25 protein-coding genes are annotated in these 21,346 nt (G+C 75.2%); 14 read left to right on the top strand and 11 right to left on the bottom strand.

Annotated elements, in window-relative coordinates:
• Positions 1-136 precede the first annotated feature (136 nt).
• Positions 137-1,225 (top strand): hypothetical protein, encoded by a 1,089-nt coding sequence (locus H0S66_RS07990; RefSeq protein WP_180923852.1) that lies wholly within the window; start codon positions 137-139, stop codon positions 1,223-1,225.
• A complete protein-coding gene (locus H0S66_RS07995) occupies positions 1,222-2,439 on the top strand; it encodes a hypothetical protein (protein ID WP_179614919.1) in 1,218 nt (405 codons plus the stop codon). Before H0S66_RS07990 ends, H0S66_RS07995 begins: the two co-directional genes overlap by 4 nt.
• On the opposite strand, the gene H0S66_RS08000 is transcribed toward H0S66_RS07995, so the two are convergent.
• Positions 2,400-3,092 (bottom strand): EcsC family protein, encoded by a 693-nt coding sequence (locus H0S66_RS08000; protein ID WP_258017161.1) that lies wholly within the window; start codon positions 3,090-3,092, stop codon positions 2,400-2,402. The two genes, H0S66_RS07995 and H0S66_RS08000, sit on opposite strands and share 40 nt — an antisense overlap.
• Positions 3,093-3,177: 85 nt before the next feature.
• Between H0S66_RS08000 and aat the strand changes: the two genes are divergently transcribed.
• The 3 genes from aat to H0S66_RS08015 all read left to right on the top strand — a co-directional run bounded on the left by aat (position 3,178) and on the right by H0S66_RS08015 (position 5,043).
• Complete coding sequence (gene aat, locus H0S66_RS08005; RefSeq protein WP_338037235.1) at positions 3,178-3,858, top strand: leucyl/phenylalanyl-tRNA--protein transferase; 681 nt, start codon at positions 3,178-3,180, stop codon at positions 3,856-3,858.
• Between the two features lie 32 nt (positions 3,859-3,890).
• The gene (locus H0S66_RS08010) at positions 3,891-4,355 is read left to right on the top strand and encodes a hypothetical protein (protein ID WP_179614922.1); all 465 of its coding nucleotides are present in this window, start codon (positions 3,891-3,893) and stop codon (positions 4,353-4,355) included.
• 190 nt (positions 4,356-4,545) lie between these two features.
• Positions 4,546-5,043 carry a hypothetical protein gene (locus H0S66_RS08015; RefSeq protein WP_179614923.1) on the top strand — a complete coding sequence of 166 codons (498 nt, stop codon included), beginning with the start codon at positions 4,546-4,548 and terminating at the stop codon, positions 5,041-5,043.
• A 13-nt stretch (positions 5,044-5,056) separates the two neighbouring features.
• On the opposite strand, the gene H0S66_RS08020 is transcribed toward H0S66_RS08015, so the two are convergent.
• Positions 5,057-5,392, bottom strand: coding sequence for a rhodanese-like domain-containing protein (locus H0S66_RS08020; protein ID WP_179614924.1), 336 nt, complete (start codon positions 5,390-5,392; stop codon positions 5,057-5,059).
• A gap of 70 nt (positions 5,393-5,462) precedes the next feature.
• Here H0S66_RS08020 and chrA point away from each other — a divergent pair, with 70 nt between their 5' ends.
• Genes chrA through H0S66_RS08035 form a run of 3 tightly spaced genes read left to right on the top strand, consistent with a single transcriptional unit; the run spans position 5,463 to position 7,875 of the window.
• Positions 5,463-6,821: a chromate efflux transporter gene (chrA, locus tag H0S66_RS08025; protein ID WP_179614925.1), complete on the top strand. Its 1,359-nt coding sequence runs from the start codon at positions 5,463-5,465 to the stop codon at positions 6,819-6,821.
• 32 nt (positions 6,822-6,853) lie between these two features.
• The gene (locus tag H0S66_RS08030) at positions 6,854-7,219 is read left to right on the top strand and encodes an ArsR/SmtB family transcription factor (protein ID WP_218876254.1); all 366 of its coding nucleotides are present in this window, start codon (positions 6,854-6,856) and stop codon (positions 7,217-7,219) included.
• Complete coding sequence (locus H0S66_RS08035) at positions 7,216-7,875, top strand: cation diffusion facilitator family transporter (RefSeq protein WP_258017162.1); 660 nt, start codon at positions 7,216-7,218, stop codon at positions 7,873-7,875. Before H0S66_RS08030 ends, H0S66_RS08035 begins: the two co-directional genes overlap by 4 nt.
• A gap of 15 nt (positions 7,876-7,890) precedes the next feature.
• Here H0S66_RS08035 and H0S66_RS08040 read toward each other — a convergent pair whose 3' ends face one another.
• Entirely contained in the window at positions 7,891-8,757 is an 867-nt protein-coding gene (locus tag H0S66_RS08040; protein WP_179614926.1) for an Fpg/Nei family DNA glycosylase, read from the bottom strand.
• 139 nt (positions 8,758-8,896) lie between these two features.
• Here H0S66_RS08040 and H0S66_RS08045 point away from each other — a divergent pair, with 139 nt between their 5' ends.
• The 4 genes from H0S66_RS08045 (at position 8,897) to H0S66_RS08060 (ending at position 12,429) form a co-directional block, all read left to right on the top strand.
• Positions 8,897-10,102, top strand: a complete 1,206-nt coding sequence (locus tag H0S66_RS08045) for an ATP-binding protein (RefSeq protein ID WP_179614927.1) — start codon at positions 8,897-8,899, stop codon at positions 10,100-10,102.
• Positions 10,103-10,320: 218 nt separating this feature from the next.
• Entirely contained in the window at positions 10,321-10,605 is a 285-nt protein-coding gene (locus tag H0S66_RS08050; RefSeq protein ID WP_179614928.1) for a hypothetical protein, read from the top strand.
• A gap of 40 nt (positions 10,606-10,645) precedes the next feature.
• Entirely contained in the window at positions 10,646-11,437 is a 792-nt protein-coding gene (locus H0S66_RS08055; RefSeq protein WP_179614929.1) for a glycerophosphodiester phosphodiesterase, read from the top strand.
• 29 nt (positions 11,438-11,466) lie between these two features.
• Complete coding sequence (locus H0S66_RS08060) at positions 11,467-12,429, top strand: DUF5926 family protein (protein ID WP_179614930.1); 963 nt, start codon at positions 11,467-11,469, stop codon at positions 12,427-12,429.
• 16 nt (positions 12,430-12,445) lie between these two features.
• Here the strand turns inward: H0S66_RS08060 and H0S66_RS08065 are convergent, their stop codons facing one another.
• The 6 genes from H0S66_RS08065 to larB all read right to left on the bottom strand — a co-directional run bounded on the left by H0S66_RS08065 (position 12,446) and on the right by larB (position 17,921).
• The gene (locus tag H0S66_RS08065) at positions 12,446-13,486 is read right to left on the bottom strand and encodes an adenylate/guanylate cyclase domain-containing protein (protein ID WP_179614931.1); all 1,041 of its coding nucleotides are present in this window, start codon (positions 13,484-13,486) and stop codon (positions 12,446-12,448) included.
• Positions 13,487-13,502: 16 nt separating this feature from the next.
• Positions 13,503-13,892, bottom strand: coding sequence for a Crp/Fnr family transcriptional regulator (locus H0S66_RS08070; RefSeq protein WP_179614932.1), 390 nt, complete (start codon positions 13,890-13,892; stop codon positions 13,503-13,505).
• A 210-nt stretch (positions 13,893-14,102) separates the two neighbouring features.
• Entirely contained in the window at positions 14,103-15,362 is a 1,260-nt protein-coding gene (locus H0S66_RS08075) for an arginine deiminase (RefSeq protein ID WP_179614933.1), read from the bottom strand.
• 34 nt (positions 15,363-15,396) lie between these two features.
• The gene (locus H0S66_RS08080) at positions 15,397-16,008 is read right to left on the bottom strand and encodes a TMEM165/GDT1 family protein (RefSeq protein WP_179614934.1); all 612 of its coding nucleotides are present in this window, start codon (positions 16,006-16,008) and stop codon (positions 15,397-15,399) included.
• 9 nt (positions 16,009-16,017) lie between these two features.
• Positions 16,018-17,241 carry a nickel pincer cofactor biosynthesis protein LarC gene (larC, locus tag H0S66_RS08085; RefSeq protein ID WP_180923855.1) on the bottom strand — a complete coding sequence of 408 codons (1,224 nt, stop codon included), beginning with the start codon at positions 17,239-17,241 and terminating at the stop codon, positions 16,018-16,020.
• Positions 17,238-17,921: a nickel pincer cofactor biosynthesis protein LarB gene (larB, locus tag H0S66_RS08090; protein ID WP_179614936.1), complete on the bottom strand. Its 684-nt coding sequence runs from the start codon at positions 17,919-17,921 to the stop codon at positions 17,238-17,240. Before larB ends, larC begins: the two co-directional genes overlap by 4 nt.
• A gap of 125 nt (positions 17,922-18,046) precedes the next feature.
• Here larB and H0S66_RS08095 point away from each other — a divergent pair, with 125 nt between their 5' ends.
• On the top strand, positions 18,047-18,397 hold the full coding sequence (locus H0S66_RS08095; RefSeq protein WP_179614937.1) for a hypothetical protein: 351 nt from the start codon (positions 18,047-18,049) through the stop codon (positions 18,395-18,397).
• Between the two features lie 21 nt (positions 18,398-18,418).
• Here the strand turns inward: H0S66_RS08095 and H0S66_RS08100 are convergent, their stop codons facing one another.
• Positions 18,419-19,261, bottom strand: a complete 843-nt coding sequence (locus tag H0S66_RS08100; protein WP_179614938.1) for a prephenate dehydratase — start codon at positions 19,259-19,261, stop codon at positions 18,419-18,421.
• A 23-nt stretch (positions 19,262-19,284) separates the two neighbouring features.
• Here H0S66_RS08100 and H0S66_RS08105 point away from each other — a divergent pair, with 23 nt between their 5' ends.
• Positions 19,285-19,680: a DUF4446 family protein gene (locus H0S66_RS08105; protein ID WP_179614939.1), complete on the top strand. Its 396-nt coding sequence runs from the start codon at positions 19,285-19,287 to the stop codon at positions 19,678-19,680.
• Positions 19,681-19,723: 43 nt separating this feature from the next.
• Here the strand turns inward: H0S66_RS08105 and H0S66_RS08110 are convergent, their stop codons facing one another.
• On the bottom strand, positions 19,724-21,298 hold the full coding sequence (locus tag H0S66_RS08110; protein WP_179614940.1) for a bifunctional phosphatase PAP2/diacylglycerol kinase family protein: 1,575 nt from the start codon (positions 21,296-21,298) through the stop codon (positions 19,724-19,726).
• Positions 21,299-21,346 lie beyond the last annotated feature (48 nt).

Genomic DNA, 21,346 nt, shown 5'->3' on the forward strand with positions numbered 1-21,346 from the left:
CGGCCCTCCGGACCTGCCGGGGACCCGGCGGGACCCGGAGGGCGAGCGCCGGGCCTGGGCCTGGGTCGCCCACCTGCGCGAGGGCGGTGCGACGCCGTGGTCGCAGTGGGCCGCGACCGGTGAGCGCAGCGGCCGGGTGCTGCCCGGCGCCCAGCAGCTGGAGCTGCTGCGACGCCTCAACGTGGCCGGTCGGCCCGGCCGGGCGCTGGCCCGCCGGGTGCTGGAGGCCAGCGCGCCCGGCCGGGGCCGGCCCGACCTCGAGCTGCTCGGCGCCGCGCCGCTGTCGCGCTTCGGCCCGGCGCCGGTCGACCCCGCGCAGCTGCCGGCCGACGAGCTGATCCGGGTCGCCACCAGCCTGCTCGCCGAGGACCTCGTGGCGCGCCCGCTGCCGGCGGCCGGGCCGACCTCGGTGGCCGCCCGGCTGCGCACCGGCGCGCTGCTGCGCCGCTGGCGCCCGCGCTACCGCCTGGTCGGCGACCCGTGGCGGGCCGACGCCGCGCGCCGCCACCTCGTCGCCGCGGGCCGCCCGCCCGGCGGACCGGACCCGACCGTGCTGGTCCTCGGCGGCGGCCTCTCCTTGATGCTGGTCGACCTGTGGACCGACCGCGCCTTCTCCACCGGTGGGCCGGTGCCGTCGTGGCGCAGCTGGATGGACACCGTGGTCGAGACCGGCCGGCTGGGCCGCGGCGCCGACCCGGTCGCCTCCGCCCGCCGCTGGACCGCCCGGGTCGGCCCCGACCGGGTGCGCCTGGTGCTCGACCCGACCGCCCTGCCGGGCGAGGTCGGCGTACGCCGGGTGCCCGCCGCGCCGCGGCTCTCCGTCGACGCCATCGACCTCGGGCGCCGCGTCGGGGGCGTGCTGGGCCTGCTGGTCACCCCGCCCGAGGGCCGCCAGGTGCTGCGCCGCGCGCTGCTGCTGCCGCGGCTGCTCGACGCGCCGGGGCCGCTGCTGGGGGTCCCGCCCGAGCACCACCGCTGGGTGGTGCGCCGCTCGCGCCGCCTGCGCGACGACCTGCTCGCGGCGCCGTACCCTGTCGTCGGCACGGTCCTGGGCCCCGCCGACGCGCTGCTCGACCACCCGCGCCGCCTGGCGGCCGCGGAGCCGGGGGAGCCGCACGACGACCGGGTGCTCGACCTGGCCGTGCGGATGCTCCTGGAGCACCCCACCGCCGACCGGCCGACCGACCACCAGCCCGACAGCCCGACACAGGAGGACCCCAGGTGAGCGCACGGGTCCTGCTGCACGTCGGCACCCCCAAGACCGGCACCTCGCACCTGCAGGACGTGCTGTTCCGCAACCGCGAGCGGCTGCTCGAGGCCGGCGTGCTCTACCCCGCCGACCGCTTCGACGCGCACTTCCTGGCCGCGCTCGACCTGATGCGGCTGCCCTGGGGCGGGCTGGAGACCGAGGCGATCGGGGCCTGGGACGAGCTGGCGGCCCGGGTGCGGGCCCACGAGGGCACCGCGATCATCAGCCACGAGATCCTCGCCACCGCCTCGCGCAGCCAGGTCGGCCGCGCGCTCGCCTCGCTGGGCCACGACGACGGCACCGAGGTGCACGTCGTGGTCTCGGTGCGCGACCTGGTGCGCCAGATCCCCGCCGAGTGGCAGGAGAACGTCAAGCACCGCAGCACCATCACCTTCGAGCGCTTCCTGGCCGAGCTGCGCGACCCCGAGCGCGCCACCCGCATCGCCACCTGGTTCTGGGGCGTGCAGGAGATCCCCGACATCCTCGACCGGTGGGGCCACGCGCTGCCGCCCGAGCAGGTCCACGTGGTCACCGTGCCACCGCCCGGCGGGCCCCGCGACCTGCTGTGGCAGCGCTTCTCCCACGCCTTCGGCCTCGACGAGCTCGGCGAGGTCGAGCTCGACCTCGAGGCCGAGCGGGCCAACCCCTCGCTCGGGGTCCCCGAGACCGCGCTGCTGCGCCGCATCAACAAGGCCGTCAACCCGGTCCTCGACCCGCCCGACTACCGCCCGCTGGTGCGCGAGCTGCTGGCCCACCAGACCCTCTCGGCGCGCACCCGCTCGGCCCGCCTGGGCCTGCCGCCCGACGTGCACCCCTGGGCCGAGGAGCTGGGCCACGCCTGGGTCGCCGAGCTGCGCGAGCGCGGCTACACGGTGGTCGGCGACCTCGACGACCTCACCGGCGCCCCCGCGGCCCCGCACTGGGCCGACCCCGACTCCCCGCGGGAGAGCCAGGTGGCCGCCGCGGGCGTCGACGCGATCCGGGCGCTGCTGCTCGACAACGCGCGGCTGCGCCACGAGGAGGCCCGCCTGCACGGCGAGGTCGACCACCTGCGCCGCGAGCTCGACGCCGCGCGGCCGGTGCAGCGGGCCAAGGAGCGCGCCCTGCGCGTCGTACGACGCTCACGCGCGGGTCGCGCGCTGCACCGCGGCTACCGGGTGGTCAGGGGCCGCAGCTCGCGCTCGGCGTAGCGCCCGATGCGCCAGGTGGCGTAGCCGTCGGCACCCATGCCGACCACGCCCCCGACCACCGGCACGCGACGACCGACGGTGACCGCGAGCCGCTTGCCCAGGATGCGCGAGACGATGTCGTCGGCCACGGCCGCCGAGACGGCCCGGTCGAGCGCCTGGTCGGGCTCGGGGCCGGTGGCCAGGTCGGCCGGGTGGGCGGGGATCGTGCCGGCCTTCACCAGGCGCGCCACGCTGTCCTCGCCGAGCAGGCAGACCAGGATCGCGTTGCGCACCCGCGGATCGGCGAGGTCGTAGCCGCGCAGGTGGGCGATGCCGGCGATCATCCGGCACTGCACCAGCGCCAGGCCGGTGATGTTGGCGGGGATCGCGACGGCGGCGGTGACCACGCCGCCGAGGTTGGTCAGGAACCCCTGGGCGCCGGCGTAGCGCACGTGGTTCTCGATCACCTCGTGCACGCCCTTCTCGACGTCGCCGTGCTGCTCGCGCAGCTGCTCGTCGGCGGCGGCCGCGGCGGGCGGGAGCGGGCCGACCCCGCTGATGGCGCGGTGCAGCGCCTCCCGCACGAACGACGACGTCAGCCCCGGCGCCATCCCGGTCACCCGGGGCGCCAGCCGGCGACCGATCTGCCCGGTCAGGGCTCCTCGCTTGCTCACGCCACCGATCCTACGAACCACCCGGTCACCCCCCACCTCCTTCCGGGTCTGTGATCGAGGTGGCGTGCTCGTTAACGTTCGACGAGTGCCGATCGAACCCCCCGCCTCGCCGTGGTCGTTCGGCGACCCGCGCCGCTTCGACGCGCGCGACGACCTGGTGGGCGTCGGCGCCGACCTCGAGCCGGGCACCCTGCTCTCGGCGTACCGCCAGGGCCTCTTCCCGATGCCCTCGGGCCACGCCGGCGACCCGATGTACTGGTTCTGCCCGGTCGAGCGCGGGGTGCTGCCGCTCGACGGGCTGCACGTCTCCCGCTCGCTGCGCCGCTCGGTGCGCACCTTCGAGACCCGCGTCGACACCGCCTTCGAGCAGGTCCTCGACGCCTGCGCCGACCCGCGCCGGCCCTCCGGCTGGATCGACGACGACATCCGCGAGGCCTACCTGTGCCTGCACGACCTCGGCTGGGCGCACAGCGTCGAGACCTGGCACGAGGGCCGGCTGGTCGGCGGGCTGTACGGCGTGGCGACCGGTGGGCTCTTCGCCGGCGAGTCGATGTTCCACCACGAGACCGACGCCTCGAAGGTCGCCCTGGTGGCGCTGGTGGGCCTGCTCGACGACGAGCACGCCGCCGACCGGCTGCTCGACGTGCAGTGGAGCACCGCCCACCTGGCCAGCCTCGGGGTGGTCGAGATCGAGCGGGCGGAGTACCTGCGACGCCTGGCCGTGGCGGTCGCGTTGCCGCTGCCGAAGGTCTTCTCCGACGCCTGAACCCGCCCCGTCCCCCCTCCCAGGAGCTGACCGTGCACCACCCCCTCCGTCCCCTCCACCGCTCCGCCCTGCGCCCGCTGGCCGGCGTCGCCGGGCTGGCCCTCGTCCTGGGCGGCGCTGCCGCCTGCGGCAGCGACGAGCCCTCCGCCGCGCCCGAGGACGCCTCCCAGGAGGACTTCTGCCAGGTCTACGCCGACATCGAGTCTGACGGCGGCGAGGACCTCGACAGCGTCAAGGAGGCGGTCGAGCAGCTCATCGAGGTCGGCACCCCCGACGACATCCCCGACGAGGCCCGCGCGGGCTTCGAGACCCTCGGCGAGCTGGTGCGGGAGGCGGACGACGAGACCGACCTCGAGACCCTGGGCGAGGACCTGGGCCCGGAGGTGCAGGGCAGCTTCGTGGCCTTCCTCGGCTACGTCACCGAGACCTGCGCCGACGAGCTCGACCTGCCCACCGCGGACGACCTCGGCCAGCTCGACCCCGACCTGCAGGAGTAGGGCCGAGCAGTCACTTGTGAACCCTCGAGCGGTCACTTTCGAACCCGGCCGTGGGTCGAAAGTGACTGGTCGGTGGTTCAGAAGTGACCGCTCGGCCGGCGGCGCCGTTCAGGTTCCTCTCGGGAAGGTGTGGCACCGTCGAGGGCTGCGTCGGGCGGCTGCCCGGCGCCCTCGATCGGAAGGACCCCCCGTGAAGCACGCTCTCGCCCCCCTCGCGGTGCTCGTCGCCCTGACGGCCACCGCCTGCGGCTCCGACGACGAGACGAACGACGCGGCCGCCGAGCCCACGACGGCGTCGTCGGCCTCGGCCGGCGGCGAGCCGGGCAGCGACGCCGCGTTCTGCACCGCGCTCGTCGGCAACGGCGCCCTGGAGGACGGCTCGGACGTCGAGCAGCTCGAGGCCGGCCTGACCGCCAGCGGCATCCCGGACGACGCTCCGCAGGACGCCGCGAAGGGCTTCGACGTCTACCTCGACATCCTCGCCGACATCGACGCCGACGCCAGCGCCGAGGACCTCGCGGCCATGGACGACTTCGACCTCTCCAAGGCCCAGCAGGACCAGATGAACGCGCTGGTGCAGTACGCCGGCGCGACGTGCGCCGAGACCGGCACCGAGGGCGGTGCCGAGGACGGCACCGACGAGGAGTCGGCGCCCGCCGAGGAGCAGGACGGCTCCTCCGAGCAGTGAGCAGCGGCCCCTGCTAGACGACCTGGGGCGGTCGGCCGGTCTCGCTGACCATCGGCCGGCCGGCCGCCTGCCAGTCGAGCATCCCGCCGTCGAGGTTGACCACGTCGTGGCCCTGCTGGCCCAGCCACGCCACGGCCTGGGCCGAGCGGCCCCCGATGCGGCATACGACCAGCACCTGGCCGTCGGGCACCTCCCCGACGCGGGCCCCGAGCTCGCCGAGCGGGATGTGCACGGCGCCGTCGATGTGGCCGTGCTCCCACTCCGCGGGTTCGCGGACGTCGAGCACCCCGAGGCCGTCGGGCACCGGGTCGGGCACGCCGTCTACGTGGACGGTCGGGATCGTGGTCATGGGTTCCTCCCCTGGACGACCCGTCCATCCTAGGGCCGCCGGCGGACCTGCGCGCCCGTAGTCTCCTCGCGTGAGCCGACCCGCTGGCGACGTCATCGCGCTGCGTGCCGCAGCGCGGGTGTGGTTCGCGATCTCGCTGCAGACCTTCGGCGGCCCGGCGGGCCAGATCGCGGTCATGCAGCGGGTGCTCGTCGAGGAGACCCGCTGGATCGGCCAGCAGCGCTTCCTCTTCGCGCTGTCCTACTGCACCCTGCTGCCAGGTCCCGAGGCCCAGCAGCTCGCGACGTACGTCGGGTGGCTGCTCAACGGCGTGCGCGGGGCGCTGGTCGCGGGCGTGCTGTTCATCCTGCCCGGGGTCGTGGCGCTGCTGGTGCTCTCCGGCGTCTACGTGACGTACGGCGAGACCACGCTGGTGCAGGCGCTGTTCCTGGGGCTGGCGCCCGCGGTGGTCGCGATCGTCGCGCAGGCGGTGGTGCGGGTGGCCCGCCGGGCGCTGGTACACCGCTCGCTGCTCGGTGTGGCGGTGGCCTCCTTCGCCGCGCTCGCCCTGCTCGGCGTGCCCTTCCCCGCGGTGGTGGCCCTGGCCGGGCTCGTCGGGTGGCTGCTCTCGCGGGTGCTGCCCGGTCTCGCCCGGCCGGCGGCGCCCGCGGCCGGGGGCGGCCCGCCGCCGCTCATCGCCGACGACGCGCTGCACAGCGAGCCGCCGGGGGCGCGCCGCTCGGGCCTGGTCCTGGCGGTGGGCCTGACCCTGTGGGCGGCCCCGGTGGTGGCGGCGGCGCTGCTGCTGGGCCGCTCGAGCATCCTGGTCGACCAGGGCCTGTTCTTCTCCGGCGCGGCGCTGGTCACCTTCGGCGGTGCCTACGCCGTGCTGGCCTACGTCGCGCAGCAGGCCGTGGAGGTCTACGGCTGGCTGGGGCCCGGCGAGATGGTGCGCGGCCTGGCGCTCGCCGAGACCACGCCGGGGCCGCTGGTGATGGTCGTGCAGTTCGTCGCCTTCGTCGGCGCCTACCGCGCACCGGGCCCGCTGGACCCGTGGGTGGCGGCGGTGCTGGCCGCGCTGCTGACCACGTGGGTCACCTTCGTGCCCTGCTTCCTCTTCATCCTGCTCGGGGCGCCGTACGTCGAGCGGTTGCGCGGCAACCGCGCCCTGGCCGGCGCGCTGGCCGGGATCACCGCGGCCGTGGTCGGGGTGATCGCCCACCTGGGCCTCTACTTCGCGCTGCACACGCTGGTGCGCAGCACCGGGACGGCCGCCTGGGGGCCGTTCTCGGTCGAGTACCCGCTGCTCGACACGGTGCGCTGGCCGGCGCTCGCCGTGGCCCTGCTCGCCGCGGTGCTGGTGCTGCGGCTCGACTGGCCGGTGCTGCGGGTGCTGGGCGTGTGCGCGGCGGCGGGCGTGGTGCTCGGGCTCAGCGTCGGGGTCGGGTAGCCGCTGCCGCATGCCGCCGCTATCATCGGCGCATGACGATGATGAGCGCGGGTCCGTGCGCGTCGCTCGGCTCCGCCGCCGCCCTCTTCCACGGCTTCTCCGACCCCTCCCGCCTCGCCATCCTGCGCCGGCTGGCGCAGGGCGAGCAGCGGGTCACCGACCTGGTCGCCCACCTGGGCCTGGCGCAGTCCACTGTCTCGCAGCACCTGGCCTGCCTGCGCGGCTGCGGGCTCGTCGACTCGCGACCCCAGGGGCGGGCCTCGGTGTGGTCCCTGGCCCACGGCGCGGAGCTCGACGACCTGTGGGTCGCCGCTGAGCGCCTCTTGGCCGCCACCGGCGAGGCGGTCGCGCTGTGCCCGAGCTCGGCCCCCGCCGCCGCCACGGGGGTCGACCGGTGAGCGCCACCCGGCATGCGACGATCCTGGGCGCCGAGGAGCGGGCGCGCCTGGGCCGCCGCGCCCAGCAGCTGGCGGCGGTCTCGGTGGTCTACAACTGCGTCGAGGCGGTCGTGGCGATCGCCGCAGGGATGGTGGCCGGCTCCGTGGCCCTGGTCGGCTTCGGCCTCGACTCCCTCGTCGAGGTGTCGTCGGGGCTGATCATCCTGTGGCAGTTCCGCCACGCCCTGCCCGAGTCGCGCGAGCGGGTGGCGCTGCGGCTGATGGCGATCTCCTTCTTCGCGCTCGCCGGCTACGTGGCGTGGGAGTCGCTGCGCGCCCTGGTCGGCTCCCACGAGCCGGACACCTCGACGGTCGGCATCGTGCTGGCGTCGCTGTCACTGGCCGTGATGCCGTTCCTGTCGTGGGCGCAGCGGCGTACCGGCCGGGCGCTCGGCTCGGGCGCCGTCGTGGCCGACTCCACCCAGACCCTGCTGTGCACCTACCTGTCGGCGGTGCTGCTGGTCGGGCTGGTCCTCAACGCGACGCTCGGGTGGTCGTGGGCCGACCCGGTCGCGGGCCTGGTCATCGCCGCGGTTGCGGTGCGCGAGGGCCTCGAGGCCTGGCGCGGCGAGGCCTGCGGGTGCGCGCCGGCGCCGGGGGAGCCGGGCTGCTCCTGACCGCCCGGCCCGCGGTCACTTCAGCAGCTTGCTCATCCGGCGGTCGGCCAGCGGCTTGCCGCCGGTCTGGCAGGTGGGGCAGTACTGCAGGCTGGAGTCGGCGAAGGAGACCTCGCGCACGACGTCGCCGCAGACCGGGCAGGCCTCGCCGGTGCGGCCGTGCACCGCGAGGTGGGTCTTCTTCTCGCCCTTCAGCTCGCTGGCCGCCAGCCCGCGGGAGCGGTCGACGGCGGCGCCGAGGGTCTCGCGCAGGGCGTCGTAAAGGACGGTGAGCTCGTCGTCGTCGAGCGAGGAGGCCGGCTTGTACGGCGACATCCGCGCCGCGTGCAGGATCTCGTCGGAGTAGGCGTTGCCGATGCCGGCGATGGTGCCCTGGTGGCGCAGCACCCCCTTGAGCTGCTTGCGGCCCTCGGCCTGCAGGATCTCGCCGAGCCGCTCGCGGGTGAAGTCGTCGGTCAGCGGGTCGGGGCCCAGGCTGGCGATGCCGGGCACGTCGAGCGGGTCGCGCACGACGTACATCGCCAGGCTCTTACGGGTCCCGGCCTCGGTGACGTCGAGGCCGGTCTCGTCGTCGAGCACGATGCGGGCCGCGATCGTCGACCTCGGGCTCGGCTTGGGCGGGGTCGCGGGCACCTCGTCGCGCCAGCGCACCCAGCCGGCGCGGGCCAGGTGCATCACCAGGTGGGTGCCGGAGAGGTCGATGTCGAGGAACTTGCCGTGCCGGGTGACCCCGTCGACCAGCACGCCCTCGAGCGCGGTCAGGGGCGGGTCGAAGGTCTTGAGCGCGCTGAACTGGGCCAGGTGCACCTTCGTGACCGCTCGCCCCTGCAGCCGGCCCCCCAGGTCGAGGGCCAGCGCCTCCACCTCGGGCAGCTCCGGCACGGGCCCACTCTAGGCCGCGGGCCGTGCCCCTGGTGGTGACTCCGGCGCCACACGCGGGCGCACGACCCGGCGCCGATCGGCGCTACGACTCGCTAGCGATGTATGCCGCCGGCGCTAGAGATCCCGATACCGTCCGATCGTGGACCCCGTGCGCAACCCCTACGCCCCAGGCGCCGGCCAGCGCCCGCCCGAGCTGGCCGGGCGCGACGAGCAGCTGCGCGCCTTCGACGTCGTGCTCGAGCGGGTGGCGCGCGGGCGCCCCGAGCGCTCGCTGGTGCTGACCGGGCTGCGCGGTGTCGGCAAGACGGTGCTGCTCAACGCGCTGCGCTCGGCCGCCGTACGCCGCGGCTGGGGCACCGGCAAGCTCGAGGCGCGCCCCGAGCAGGGGCTGCGCCGCCCGCTCTCCAGCGCGCTGCACCAGGCGATCCGCGAGCTCGGCCACCCCGAGCAGGACCAGGTCGACCAGGTGCTGGGGGTGCTGCGCGCCTTCGCGCAGCGCGAGGCCGGCGCCGACGCCAAGCTCAAGGACCGGTGGAGCCCGGGCATCGACGTACCCGCCGCCCGCGGTCGCGCCGACTCCGGCGACATCGAGATCGACCTCGTCGAGCTGCTCACCGACGTCGGCGGGCTGGCCTCCGACGTCGGCAAGGGCGTGGGCGTCTTCATCGACGAGATGCAGGACCTCGGCCCCGCCGACGTCTCGGCGCTCTGCGCGGCCTGCCACGAGATCAGCCAGTCGGGGCTGCCGGTGATCGTCGTGGGCGCCGGCCTGCCGCACCTGCCGGCGGTGCTCAGCGCCAGCAAGTCCTACTCCGAACGGCTCTTCAGCTACCAGCGCATCGACCGGCTCTCCCGCGACGCCGCCGACCGGGCGCTGTGCGCCCCGGCCGCCGAGGAGGACGCCGAGTTCACCGACGACGGCCTGGCCGCGATGTACGCCGCCACCGGCGGCTACCCCTACTTCATCCAGGCCTACGGCAAGGCGGTCTGGGACCACGCCCCGCGCTCGCCCATCAGCGCCGACGACGTGGCCGTCGCGGCCCCCGAGGCCGAGCGCGAGCTGGCGGTGGGCTTCTTCGGCTCCCGCTACGAGCGCGCCACGCCGGGGGAGCGCGACTACCTCTGCGCGATGGCCGACGCGGCCGCCGACCGGGGCGAGGACCCGGTGGGCGCGGTGGCCACCGCCGACGTCGCCGCCGTGCTCGGCAAGAAGCCCCAGTCGCTCTCGCCCGCCCGCGACGCGCTGCTCAAGAAGGGCCTGATCTACTCCGGCGAGCGCGGCCGGATCGCGTTCACCGTCCCCCACTTCGGCCGCTACCTGCGCGACCACGCCGACCCGGCGTGAATCTCGCGCCGACCCGGCGCAGATCTCGCACCGACCCGGCGCAAATCTCGCGCCGACCCGGCGCACACCTCCGTACCGGCTCAGGACGGCCCGCACTCGACCGCTCGGTGGTTCGAAACTGACCGGTCGGTGGTGCAGAAGTGACCGCTCGGCCGGCCCCCACCCACGCACCCCTCGGGGGGAGTGGCGGGGTACGCCGCCGTGGCAGCGTCGGAGGCATGAGCAGCCACGACCCCACGTCCGAGGCCATGGGCCCCACCGACGACGCGCGGCGCCACGAGCCCGAGCGGGGCCCGGGCCTCGCCGACCAGGAGGCCGAGCCGACCGTGGCGCTGCAGCGGGTGCTGCGCAGCGTCGGGGAGGAGCTTGCGGGACGCCCCGAGGAGGAGGTGCTGGCCGAGCTGCGGCGCCGGCTGCCCGAGGACTCCCGACCCCCGGAGGCCAACCTGCGCGCCGCGGCGACCGCGATCGCGGAGGGGCGGCACGAGGACGGCAGCCGCTGAGGTGCTCGCCCGGGCGGGCGAGGTGCGCGATGATCGCCGCATGAGGCCGCAGGTCCTTGCCCACCGCGGCGCCAGCCACGACCACGCCGAGCACACGCTGGGGGCCTACATCGCCGCGCTCGACGACGGCGCCCAGGGGCTCGAGTGCGACGTCCGGCTCACCGCCGACGGCCACCTGGTGTGCGTGCACGACCGCGACCTGCGGCGTACGGCGGCCACCCGCGGCACCGTGTCGACGATGGACCTCGCCGACCTCTCCGAGCTCGACTTCGCCACCTGGAAGCACCCCTGGGCCGAGCTCGACGACGAGCGCCCCGACGTCGACGAGGAGCACGGCAAGGTGCTCACCCTGCGCAAGCTCTTCGAGGTCGCGGCCGACTACGACCGCCGCGTCGAGCTCGCGGTCGAGACCAAGCACCCCACCAGGTACGGCGGCCTGGTCGAGCAGCGCGTCGTCGAGCTGCTCTCCGACTTCGGCTGGACCGGGCCGGACAGCCCGGCCCGGGTGATGAGCTTCTCGTGGCAGGCGCTGCGCCGGGTACGCCGCCGCGCCCCCGACGTGCGGGTGGTCCAGCTCGTCGACCAGATGGGGGCCTGGCCGCTGGTGCGCCGCGGCGTGGGCCGCGACTGGATCCTCGGGCCCGGGGTGCAGGAGCTGCGCGAGCACCCGCGCACCGCCCGGCGGATCGCCGACAGCGGCCACGAGATCCACGTCTGGACCGTCAACACCCGCGCCGACCTCAAGCTGTGCCTGGAGCTGGGGGTCAGCGCGGTGATCAGCGACCGGCCGGCGTACGTGCTCGAGCTGCTCGACGACCTCGGGGTCCACTAGCCGCCCGCGCGCCCGGTAGGTTCACGCCCATGGCGAAGAAGTCCCGCACCAAGGCCCGCGACCAGCGCACCACCGACTCCACCCCCGGCGAGGTCGGCCCGCGCCAGCCCTGCCCGTGCGGGTCGGGCAAGCGCTACAAGGCCTGCCACGGCGCCCCCGGCGGCGGCGCCGACGCGTTCGTGAACCGTCCCTTCGAGGGCCTGCCCTCCGAGTGCGACATCATCGCGCTGCGCGAGCTGGTGCCGGCCGGCACTGCCCCGCTCACCCTCGCGTCCTCGGTCGAGGGCTCCGACCGCACCGTCACCCTGTGCTCGCTGCTGCCGATGGCGGCGCCGGCGATGGTGCGCGAGAGCGGCGAGATCTGGCTGGGCCTGCAGGTCCAGCACTCCTTCGGCGACCCCGCCCGCGACCTCGGCGCGGTGCTGACCAAGGCGCTCGCGGCCGCGGAAGCCGGCGAGACCGGCGTGGTGGGTCTCACCGACGCCCCCGGCCAGGGCCCGCGCCTGCAGGACCTGGTCACCGGCGACTCGCTCGACGTCACCGTGCACGAGGGCTTCGACTACTGGATCGCCGACGTCGAGGACAAGGACTCGATGGCCGGTGCCCTCGACCCGGCCAACGAGGCGGCCTACCCGACCGCCCGCCTGACCCAGGTCGAGGCGGCGTACTGGACCAACGTCGGCACCAAGGAGCACCTGCGCTGGGTGATGCCCGAGCCCGAGGACCAGCTCCTCGACGCGCTGGCCCGGCTGCACGCCTCCGGCAAGGACGACATCGCCCCCGGCTCGCGCCTGGTCGGCATGTTCCGCGCCCACGGCCTGCTGGCGCCGGTCTGGGACCTGCCGGTCGGCACCGGCCCGGAGGCCCTCGAGGACCCGGCCGCGCAGTTCGCCGCCGACCTGGCCGCCGCGCTGGCCGACGAGTCGCCGCTCACCGCCGAGGAGCGCTCGGCCCGCAACGGCCTGGCCAACCGCCAGGTCACCATCCGCTGAGCGCGGCCGAGCACCCCTAGGCGCGGCGCAGCACCCACGGCTGCAGCCGCGAGTAGCCCTTGACCGACGCCCGCTGCGGGCGCCGGAACGTGTACGACGCCTGCTCGCGCTCGGCCTCGAGCGCGGCCAGGTGCTCGTGCGCGCTGTCGTCCACGAGCACCGTGCCGGGCCGGGCCAGCGAGGTGAGCCGCGCCGCGATGTTGACGGTGGGGCCGAGCACGTCGCCCAGGCGCAGCACCACGTCGCCGTGGGCGATGCCGGCGCGGACCGCGGGGAACGCGTCGTCGGGGTCGGCGCCGCGACGCGTCATCTCGAGCGCGATCTCGGCGGCGGTGGCCACGTCGTCGGCCACCAGCAGCACCTCGTCGCCGATGTTCTTGATGACGCGGCCGCCGTGCTCGACCACGATGCTGCTCGAGACGTGCTCGAACTCCTCGATCCAGGCCACCAGCTCGGCCTCGCGCAACGACTTCGACCGCGAGGTGAAGCCGACGATGTCGACGAAGCAGACCGCCTGCACGAGCACCGGCTCCCCGGGCCGACCGGCCTCGCCCGGCTGACCGCTCAGCGCCAGCAGCCGGCTCGACGCGCCGGCCAGGTGCCGCTTCCAGGCGTAGGCCTGCAGCTGCTCGACGCGCGGCAGCACCTCGGCGGTGAGGGCCGCCATCGCCTCCACCGGGTCGACGTCCGACTGGCCCGCCTCCCCGGCCCGCTCGGCGTGCTCGGCGGCGACCCGCGCCAGCAGCGTGGTCTGCCACTCCGCGAGGCGGGCGAAGGAGCGGCCCCAGGTGCGCACCAGCGCGGCCTGGGAGTCGTCGCCGAGGATGCCGAGGCCGGTCAGCTCGGCGCTGAGCCGCAGCGCCTCGACGTCGGCCTCGGTGAAGGCGACGTCGTCGTCGGCGGTCTCGGCGAAGCCCAGGAGCCGCCACAGCTCACGGGCCAGCTCGAGGGGCACGCCCGCCCGGGCGCTGACCTCGCGCCGGGTCAGGTGCGGGGCGTGCCCCAGCAGCAGCTCCTCGACGCGGTCGGCCGAGACGCCGGGCTCCGACGCCTCCACGCGACGTACCGCCGGCTCAGGGGTGCTTGGCGCGGTCGGCCTCGAACCGTTCGCGGGCGACGTTCTCGAGGGCCTCGCCGAAGCTGGGCATCTCGACGGCGAGGCGGTTGAGCGCCTCTGCGGTGAAGTGGATCAGCTCGAGCGGGCTGAGCGCGACCACGCTGGCGGTGCGCAGCGAGTGGTTGACGATCGCGGCCTCGCCCATGATGTCGCCGGGGCCGAGCTGGGCGATCTCCTCGCCGTGCTGACGGACCGACACGGAGCCCGACAAGATGATGTAGGCCTTGTCGGCGCCGGTGCGCTCGGAGATGGGCGCCCACCCCTCGGGCAGCGTCACGCGGGTGCCGGCCGAGGAGATCTTGGCGATCTCCTCGGGTGTGAACGCGCTGAAGAACGAGCTGGCCATGGGGACGACCTTTCGGGGGTTCGGGGGTGCTCCCGCGGCGATCCTCGCGGACCGGTCACGGGCTGGCAAGCACCCGTCGGGCGGGTCACAGGGTCAGGAGGCGCCGCCGCGGGGGAACTGGCGCCGGCTCGGCGGGGAACTGGCGCCGGCTCGGCCGGGAAGTGGCGCCGGTTCGGCGGGGAACTGGCGCCGGGTCGGGGTACGGGCGGGTCAGAGCGGGTCGCGCACGATCGGGCAGCTCATGCAGCGCGGCCCGCCGCGGCCCGAGCCCAGCTCGGAGCCGGCGATCCGCACGACCTCGATGCCGGCCTCCTCGAGCCGGTCGTTGGTCTCGTCGTTGCGCTCGTAGGCCACGGCCACCCGCGGCGCGAGGGCCAGGGTGTTGTTGCCGTCGTCCCACTGCTCGCGCTCGGCGGTGACCGGATCGAGGCCGGTGTCGATGTGGTGCAGCTGGTCGATGCCCATCGCCTTGGCGGCCGCGACCAGGAACGGCTCGGCGCCGGAGACCTCCAGGCGCAGCGTCGACTCGTCGTCGGTGTCCTCGGCGAGGGTGACGGTGTAGGCCTGCAGCGAGTCGGCGACGTTGGGGTACATCACGACCTTGTCGACGTCGACCAGCGTGCAGATCGTGTCGAGGTGCATGGTGGCGCGCTCCTGGGTGATCGGCACCGCCAGGACCGTGCGCGCGAGGCCCGCGTGGAAGACCTGGCGCGCGAAGCGCTCGACGCCCGCGGGGGTGGTGCGCTCGCCGACGCCCACGGCGATGACGCCGGGGGCCAGCAGCAGCACGTCGCCGCCCTCGACGTGCTCGGAGTGCCAGCCGTGGATCTTGCGGGTGCCGCGGAAGCGGGGGTGGTCGGTGTAGATCAGCTCGGTCAGCTGGGTCTCGCGGGTGCGCGCGGGCATCGCCAGGGAGGTCACCGCCACCCGGTCGCGCACCCACACGCTGGAGTCGCGGGTGAAGAGCAGGTTGGGCAGCGGGTCGACCAGGAAGTCGTAGGGCGAGAGCAGCGAGGTCACCAGGCCGTGGCCGCCGCGCACCTCGTCGTTGCGGATGCCCGCGGTCAGGTACGACGTGAGCTCGTCGGGGCTGGCGTCGTGCAGGAAGCCGGCCAGGTAGCTGCGCAGCGTGTCGCCCAGGTGCAGCCCCGAGAGCGCCGCGGTGACGGCGTGGTTGCGCGCCATCTGGTCCTGCAGCGTCTCGGTGAGCAGCTCGGTCAGGTAGAGCACCTCGACGTCGCGGGCGCGCAGCGCCTCGGCGAACGCGTCGTGCTCCTCCTGGGCGCGCGCCACCCACGGGATGCCGTCGAAGAGCAGGCGGTCGTTGTTGCGCGGGGTGAGCCGCTTGAGCTCGTTGCCGGGGCGGTGCAGCATCACCGTGCGCAGCCGGCCGACCTCGCTGTCGGCGCCGTGCTGGGGCTGGGCAGCGCTGTGGTCGGCGCTGTGGTCGGCGCTCGGGCTGGCAGTCATGGGCGACACCCTAGTGCCGCCGCCCGGGTGGGTGTCAGGCCAGCAGCTCGTACGTCGTCAGGGTGGCCAGGGCCAGGCAGACGGCGGCGCCGCCCCACATCAGCACGTGCACCGGCACCCGCCGGGTCAGCGCCCGCCCGACGAGCACGGCCAGGGCGCTGACGCTCAGCAGCGCGGCGAGCGCGCCGACGAAGACGGGGAGCACGGCGTCGAAGCGGGCCACCAGGGTGATCGTCAGCAGCTGCGACAGGTCGCCCCACTCGGCGGCGAAGAGCACCAGGAACGACGCGAGCACCGCGCGCCACCCGGTCGCCGGGGCCGCGCGCTCGAGGATCTCGGCGCCCTCGTCCTCGTCCTCCGCCTCGTGGCCGGCGCGGGCCTGGCGGGCCTCGCGCGCCAGCAGTGCGGCGCCGACGAGGAACATGGCCGCGGCCAGCCCCCGCACCAGGTCGTCGGGCAGGAACGAGACCGCGCGGCCCAGCAGCACCGCGACCCCGGTCTGCACGGTGAAGGCGAGGCCGACCCCGAGCCAGACCAGCAGCGGCCGGTAGCGGGTGCTGAGCACCAGCGTGGCCAGGAAGGTCTTGTCGGGCAGCTCGACCAGGAAGATCGTGCCGAAGGTGATGAGCAGGGCGCTCAGCTCCACGCTGTGTCCTCAGGGATCGGGGTGTCGCTCGTCGAGCAGGTCGTGGGCCAGCGCCTGCGCCTGCGCGAGGACCGCTCGCGCCGGGCGCCCCGTGGCCCGCGCCGCCGCGGCGACGTCGTCCCACTCGGGCTGGGCGGTGATCCTACGACCGGCGTGCTGCGCGACCTTGACCCGCACCCGGGTCCCGTCGACCTGCACCTCCACGACCTCCCGCGGCAGCGGGCGCTTGGTGACGGGGTGCTCGCGCAGGCCGATGGTGGTGGTCTCGGCGACGACCACCGCCCGCACCCGCTCGGCCAGCTCGGGGCGCACCAGCACCGACAGCGTGTGGGCGGGCCTGCCCTTCTTCATCACGATCGGCGTCAGCCACGCGTCGGCCGCGCCTGCCTCGAGCAGCGCCGCCAGCACCCCGGGCCACAGCCGCGGGTCGAGGTCGTCGACGTTGGCCTCGACGACCAGCTCGGTGGAGGGGTCGGTGGCAGGGCCGGCGGAGGGCCCCGTGGGGACGCCGGGCCCGGTCAGCAGCCGGACGACGTTGGGATGGGTGGCGGGGTCGCGGCCGCCCGCGCCGACCCCCACGGCCTCGACGCCCATCGCGGGCTGCGGGCCCCAGGTGTCGGCGAGGCTGACCAGCAGGGCCGCACCGGTGGGGGTGCACAGCTCGGCGGGCGGCGCCCCGGTCGGGCCGGCGTACGACGGGACCCCGCGCAGCAGCTCGACGACCGCCGGCACCGGCACCGGCAGCGACCCGTGGGCGGCGCCGACGCGCCCCGAGCCGACCGCGACCGGGCTGACCACGACCGGGCCCTCGTGGCGCCGGCGCAGGTGGTCGAGCCCGGCGCAGACCCCGACCACGTCGGCGATGGCGTCGAGCGCGCCGACCTCGTGGAAGGTCACGTCGTCGGGGGAGTGGCCGTGCACGGCGCCCTCGGCCGTGGCCAGCCGGGCGAAGACGCCCAGCGCGGCGACCCGCACCGGCTCGGCGAGGTCGGCGGCGACCAGCAGGCGGCGTACGTCGCGCCAGCTGCGGTGCGTGGTGGAGTCGGCGACCTCGACGTGGCAGCGGGTGGCCGCCAGCCCGGCGCGCCGCACCTCCTCGACGCGCAGGGTGACCGGCTCGGGGGAGGCGGCCTCGACGGCGCCCCGGAGCACCTCGAGCGGCACGCCCGCGAGCAGGGCGCCGAGCAGCATGTCGCCGCTGGCGCCGGCGGTGGCGTCGACCCAGGTGGTCATCGGGCGCTCTGCCGGGCGATCCGGGCGGCGAGGACGCCGGCGCCGTAGCCGTTGTCGATGTTGACCACGCCGATGCCGGGGGCGCAGCTGTTGAGCATGCCGAGCAGTGCCGAGACCCCGCCGAGCGAGGCGCCGTAGCCGATGCTGGTGGGCACCGCGACCAGCGGCACGCCCACCAGGCCGCCCACGACCGAGGGCAGCGCGCCCTCCATGCCGGCCACGACCACGAGCGCGTCGGCCGCGGCCAGCTCGTCGCGCACCGCGAGCAGCCGGTGCAGCCCGGCGACGCCGACGTCGTCGATGCGCGCGACCCCGGCCCCGTGGGCGGCCACGCTCAGGGCCGCCTCGGCGGCCACCGGGGCGTCGGAGGTGCCGGCGGCGACGACCAGCACCCGGCCGCGCGGGGCCGGGGGCGGGCCGAGGGTCGCGGCGCGGGCCACCTCGTCGACGTGGGCGTCGGGCAGCTCGCCGGCCACCAGGTCGAGCGCCTCGGGGCCGAGCCGGGTCGCGAGCACCATCCGGTCGGGGTGGCGCTCGTGCAGGGTGCGCAGCAGCGCGACCACCTGCTCGGGGCGCTTGCCCTGGCCCAGCACCACCTCCGGGTCGCCGGTGCGGGCGGCGCGGTCGACGTCGACGCGCGCGAAGCCCAGGTCGTGGGTGCGAGGATCGGTCGGGTCCACGGCGACGAACCTACTCGCCGGGGGCCCCGTCGTGTTGATGCAGATTTCACGTACCCAGGTTTGCTTCGTGGGTCCGGGGGTAAGGACCTCGAGAGGAACGACACGAGGACATGGGGGTCCGCGACGTGGAGATCGATCTGGAGCACGAGGTGAGCCGGGTCTCGGCCAGCCTGCTCGCCTTCGACCGGCTGGCGCACACGCTGACCTTCCGGCCGCGGGGCGCGAAGCCCGTCGAGATCGGCGTCGACGAGCAGACCCTGCGCAACTGGCTGCAGGGCACCCTGCTGGCCGCCGAACAGCCGGCCAGCCACGCCTTCCCGCACGAGCGGGCCATCGAGCTGCTGGTGCGCCGGCTCCAGGAGCTCCACGAGGGCGGACAGGACCCCTTCACCCCGTTCCGCGACCGGCTGCGCGCCGCGCTGACGCCGTCGCTGGACTTCTCGTCGCGTTCCCGGCCGGTCGAGCTGGTCTCCTAGCGCCGGTCCGGCTGCTGCGCCTCAGTCGGCCCGGAACGGGTCGGCGGGGTAGGTGCCGAGCACCTTCACCTCGGTGGTGAAGAACGCCAGCTCCTCCAGCGCGCGCCGCAGCGGCGGGTCGTCGGGGTGCCCGTCGACCTCGGCGAGGAACTGGGTGGCGGTGAAGTGCCCGTCGACCATGTAGCTCTCGAGCTTGGTCATGTTGACGCCGTTGGTCGCGAAGCCGCCGAGCGCCTTGTAGAGCGCGGCGGGCAGGTTGCGCACGTTGAAGACGAACGTCGTCACCAGCGGCCCCGAGCCCGCCTCGGCCGGCTGCGCGTCGCGGGAGAGGACCACGAAGCGGGTGGTGTTGTGCTCCTCGTCCTCGACGTCCTCGGCGAGCACCTGCAGCCCGTAGATCCCGGCCGCCAGCGGTGGGGAGATGGCCGCCTGGGTGGGGTCGCCGGCCTCGGCGACCTCGCGCGCCGCGCCCGCGGTGTCGCCGGAGATCTGCGGCGACAGGCCGTGCTCGCGGATGATCCGGCGGCACTGGCCCAGGGCGTGCACGTGGCTGTGCACGGTGCGGATGGTGCCCAGGTCGGCGCCGGGCACCGCCATCAGGTGGAAGCGGATGCGCAGGAAGTGCTCGCCGATGATGTGCAGCGGGGAGCCGGGCAGGAAGTGGTGGATGTCGGCGACCCGGCCGGCGATCGAGTTGTCGATCGGGATCATCGCCAGCTCGGCCTCACCACCTTCGACGGCCGCGAAGACGTCCTCGAAGGAGGCGCACGCCAGCGCCTCCCACTCGGGGTAGTGCTCCTGGCACACGATGTGGGAGTTCGCTCCGGGTTCGCCCTGGTAGGCGATGCGTCGCACGGTCGGCACGCGGTGAGTCTAGGGTCGGCCGCGTGCTCGCCCTCGCCGTCGTCTCCCTGGTGGTCGCCCTGGCCGCCCTCGCCCTCGCCGCCGCCGCGCTGCGCCGTACGCCGACCGGGGTCGCCGACGGCCCCGACGCCCTGCCCGAGGACGTCGTCGGGCTGCGCCAGGAGGTCGCGGCCCTGCGCGCCGAGGCGGTCGACGCGCTGCGCCACCTCGCGGTGGTGCGCTACGACGCGTTCGGCGACATGGGCGGGCACCTCTCGTGGTCGGTGGCGCTGCTCGACGACGGCGGCAACGGGATCGTGCTGACCTCGATCCACGGCCGCAGCGAGGCCCGCACCTACGCCAAGTCGGTGGCCGGCTGGACCTGCGAGCAGCAGCTCTCCCCCGAGGAGGAGGAGGCGATCGGGGCGGCCCGCCCCTGAGCCGGCCGCCGTACGCCGCCGCCGACCGGGCCCAGCCCGGCCCTCAGCGCGGCACCCGCACCAGCAGCCGGCCGTGGATGCACTCCATCCGCAGCTCGCGGCCCGGACCGATGGAGTCGCCGTCGAGCTGACGCGGGGTCTCGTCCTTGGTGCGCACCACCACCGAGGCGCCGGTCTTGCGGTCGACCAGCTCGTCGGTGTGCTTGCGCTTGAGCAGCACCCGCCAGGCCAGCGGGATCCAGGCCAGGAAGTTGCGCGGGTGCAGGATCACCACGTCGAGCTGGCCGTCGTCGATCGTGGCGTCGGGCAGCAGCGGCATCCCGGCCTGCAGGAAGCCGACGTTGCCGACGACCACGGTGCGGGCGCGGTGGGTGGTGAACTCGCCCCCGTCGACCGAGACCTCGACCTTCATCGCCGGGAACATCAGCGACTTCAGCCCGCTGAGCACGTAGGCCAGCCAGCCGACCCGCTTCTTGATGTCCTCGTTGACGCCCTCCATGATCGCGGCGTCGAAGCCCATCCCGGCCATCACCATGAAGTGGGTGCCCTCGATGCCGTCGCCCTCGACGGCGACCATGTCGATGGCGCGGTCCTGGCCGGTCAGCGCGACGTCGATCGCGGCGCGCAGGTAGAGCGGGATGCCGAGGTTGCGGGCCAGCAGGTTGCCGGTGCCGGCGGGCACGATCCCGACCGGGATGCCGGTGCCGGCCAGCTCGGCGCACACCTCGCGCACGGTGCCGTCGCCGCCGCAGACCAGCACCATGTCAGCGCCGGCCACGGCCGCCTCGGCGGCCATCCCGGTGCCCGGGTCCTCGATCGTGGTCAGGTGCCACGTCGGCTCCGACCAGCCGGCCTCGCGCGCCATCGTGGAGACGGTGTGGCGGAAGGCGCCCTCGTCCTCGACCTTGATCGGGTTCAGCACGACCGCGAGGCACCGCTGCGTCGGGATCGCCTCGGGCAGCGGCTCGGCCTTGACCGCGTGGCTGCGCGGCAGCGGCGAGTAGAGCGCCAGCACCAGCAGGCCCACACCCACGCCGAGCAGCACCCCGGCGACCACGTCGGTGGCGTAGTGGCGCCCCAGCAGCACCCGGTCGAGCCCGGCGACGACGACGAGCAGCGCCGCGGCGACGTACACCAGGCGGCGGGTGCCGAGGCGGCGCACCAGCATGATCGCCAGCACCACGCCGACGGTGGCGTAGGCCGCCGTCGAGGAGGCGTGGCCCGACGGGAAGGCGTTGCTGCTCAGCGAGCCGGCCTCGAGCTGCCAGTCGGGCCGGTCGCGGGCCACCAGCAGCTTGAGGCCGGTGGTGGCCAGCGCGGTCAGCGACATCACGGCCACGGCGTACGCCGCGGCGCGGCGGTGCCCGCGCACGAACATCGCGACGGCCAGCAGCACCGTCAGGACGGTCATCGCGATCGTGCCCAGCGCGGTCTCCACGACCCGCAGCGGGCCCTGCAGCCAGTCGGCGTCGACGGCGTCCGCGGCCAGCGGCTCCCCGCGGCCGTCGAGGCCCGAGAGCGGGCCCCAGCCACCGGAGACGGCGAGCGCGAGCAGGGCGAAGACCGCGAAGCAGGCAGCAGCCCAGCTCAGCAGCACGTATCGGGAGCGGTCCAGCACGCCGACCAGTATGGGCGACGCCCGGGAGGCGGCTGTCCACAACGGGGG

The sequence above is a fragment of the Nocardioides marinisabuli genome (assembly GCF_013466785.1).
GTDB lineage: Bacteria > Actinomycetota > Actinomycetes > Propionibacteriales > Nocardioidaceae > Nocardioides > Nocardioides marinisabuli.

Coding starts and splice junctions, on each gene's coding strand:
- H0S66_RS08020 (WP_179614924.1), bottom strand. CDS start 5,392: ATGACCACGATCCCGACCGTCCACGTAGACGGCGTGCCCGACCCGGTG.
- H0S66_RS08030 (WP_218876254.1), top strand. CDS start 6,854: ATGACGATGATGAGCGCGGGTCCGTGCGCGTCGCTCGGCTCCGCCGCC.
- H0S66_RS08050 (WP_179614928.1), top strand. CDS start 10,321: ATGAGCAGCCACGACCCCACGTCCGAGGCCATGGGCCCCACCGACGAC.
- H0S66_RS08055 (WP_179614929.1), top strand. CDS start 10,646: ATGAGGCCGCAGGTCCTTGCCCACCGCGGCGCCAGCCACGACCACGCC.
- H0S66_RS08060 (WP_179614930.1), top strand. CDS start 11,467: ATGGCGAAGAAGTCCCGCACCAAGGCCCGCGACCAGCGCACCACCGAC.
- H0S66_RS08070 (WP_179614932.1), bottom strand. CDS start 13,892: ATGGCCAGCTCGTTCTTCAGCGCGTTCACACCCGAGGAGATCGCCAAG.
- H0S66_RS08075 (WP_179614933.1), bottom strand. CDS start 15,362: ATGACTGCCAGCCCGAGCGCCGACCACAGCGCCGACCACAGCGCTGCC.
- larC (WP_180923855.1), bottom strand. CDS start 17,241: ATGACCACCTGGGTCGACGCCACCGCCGGCGCCAGCGGCGACATGCTG.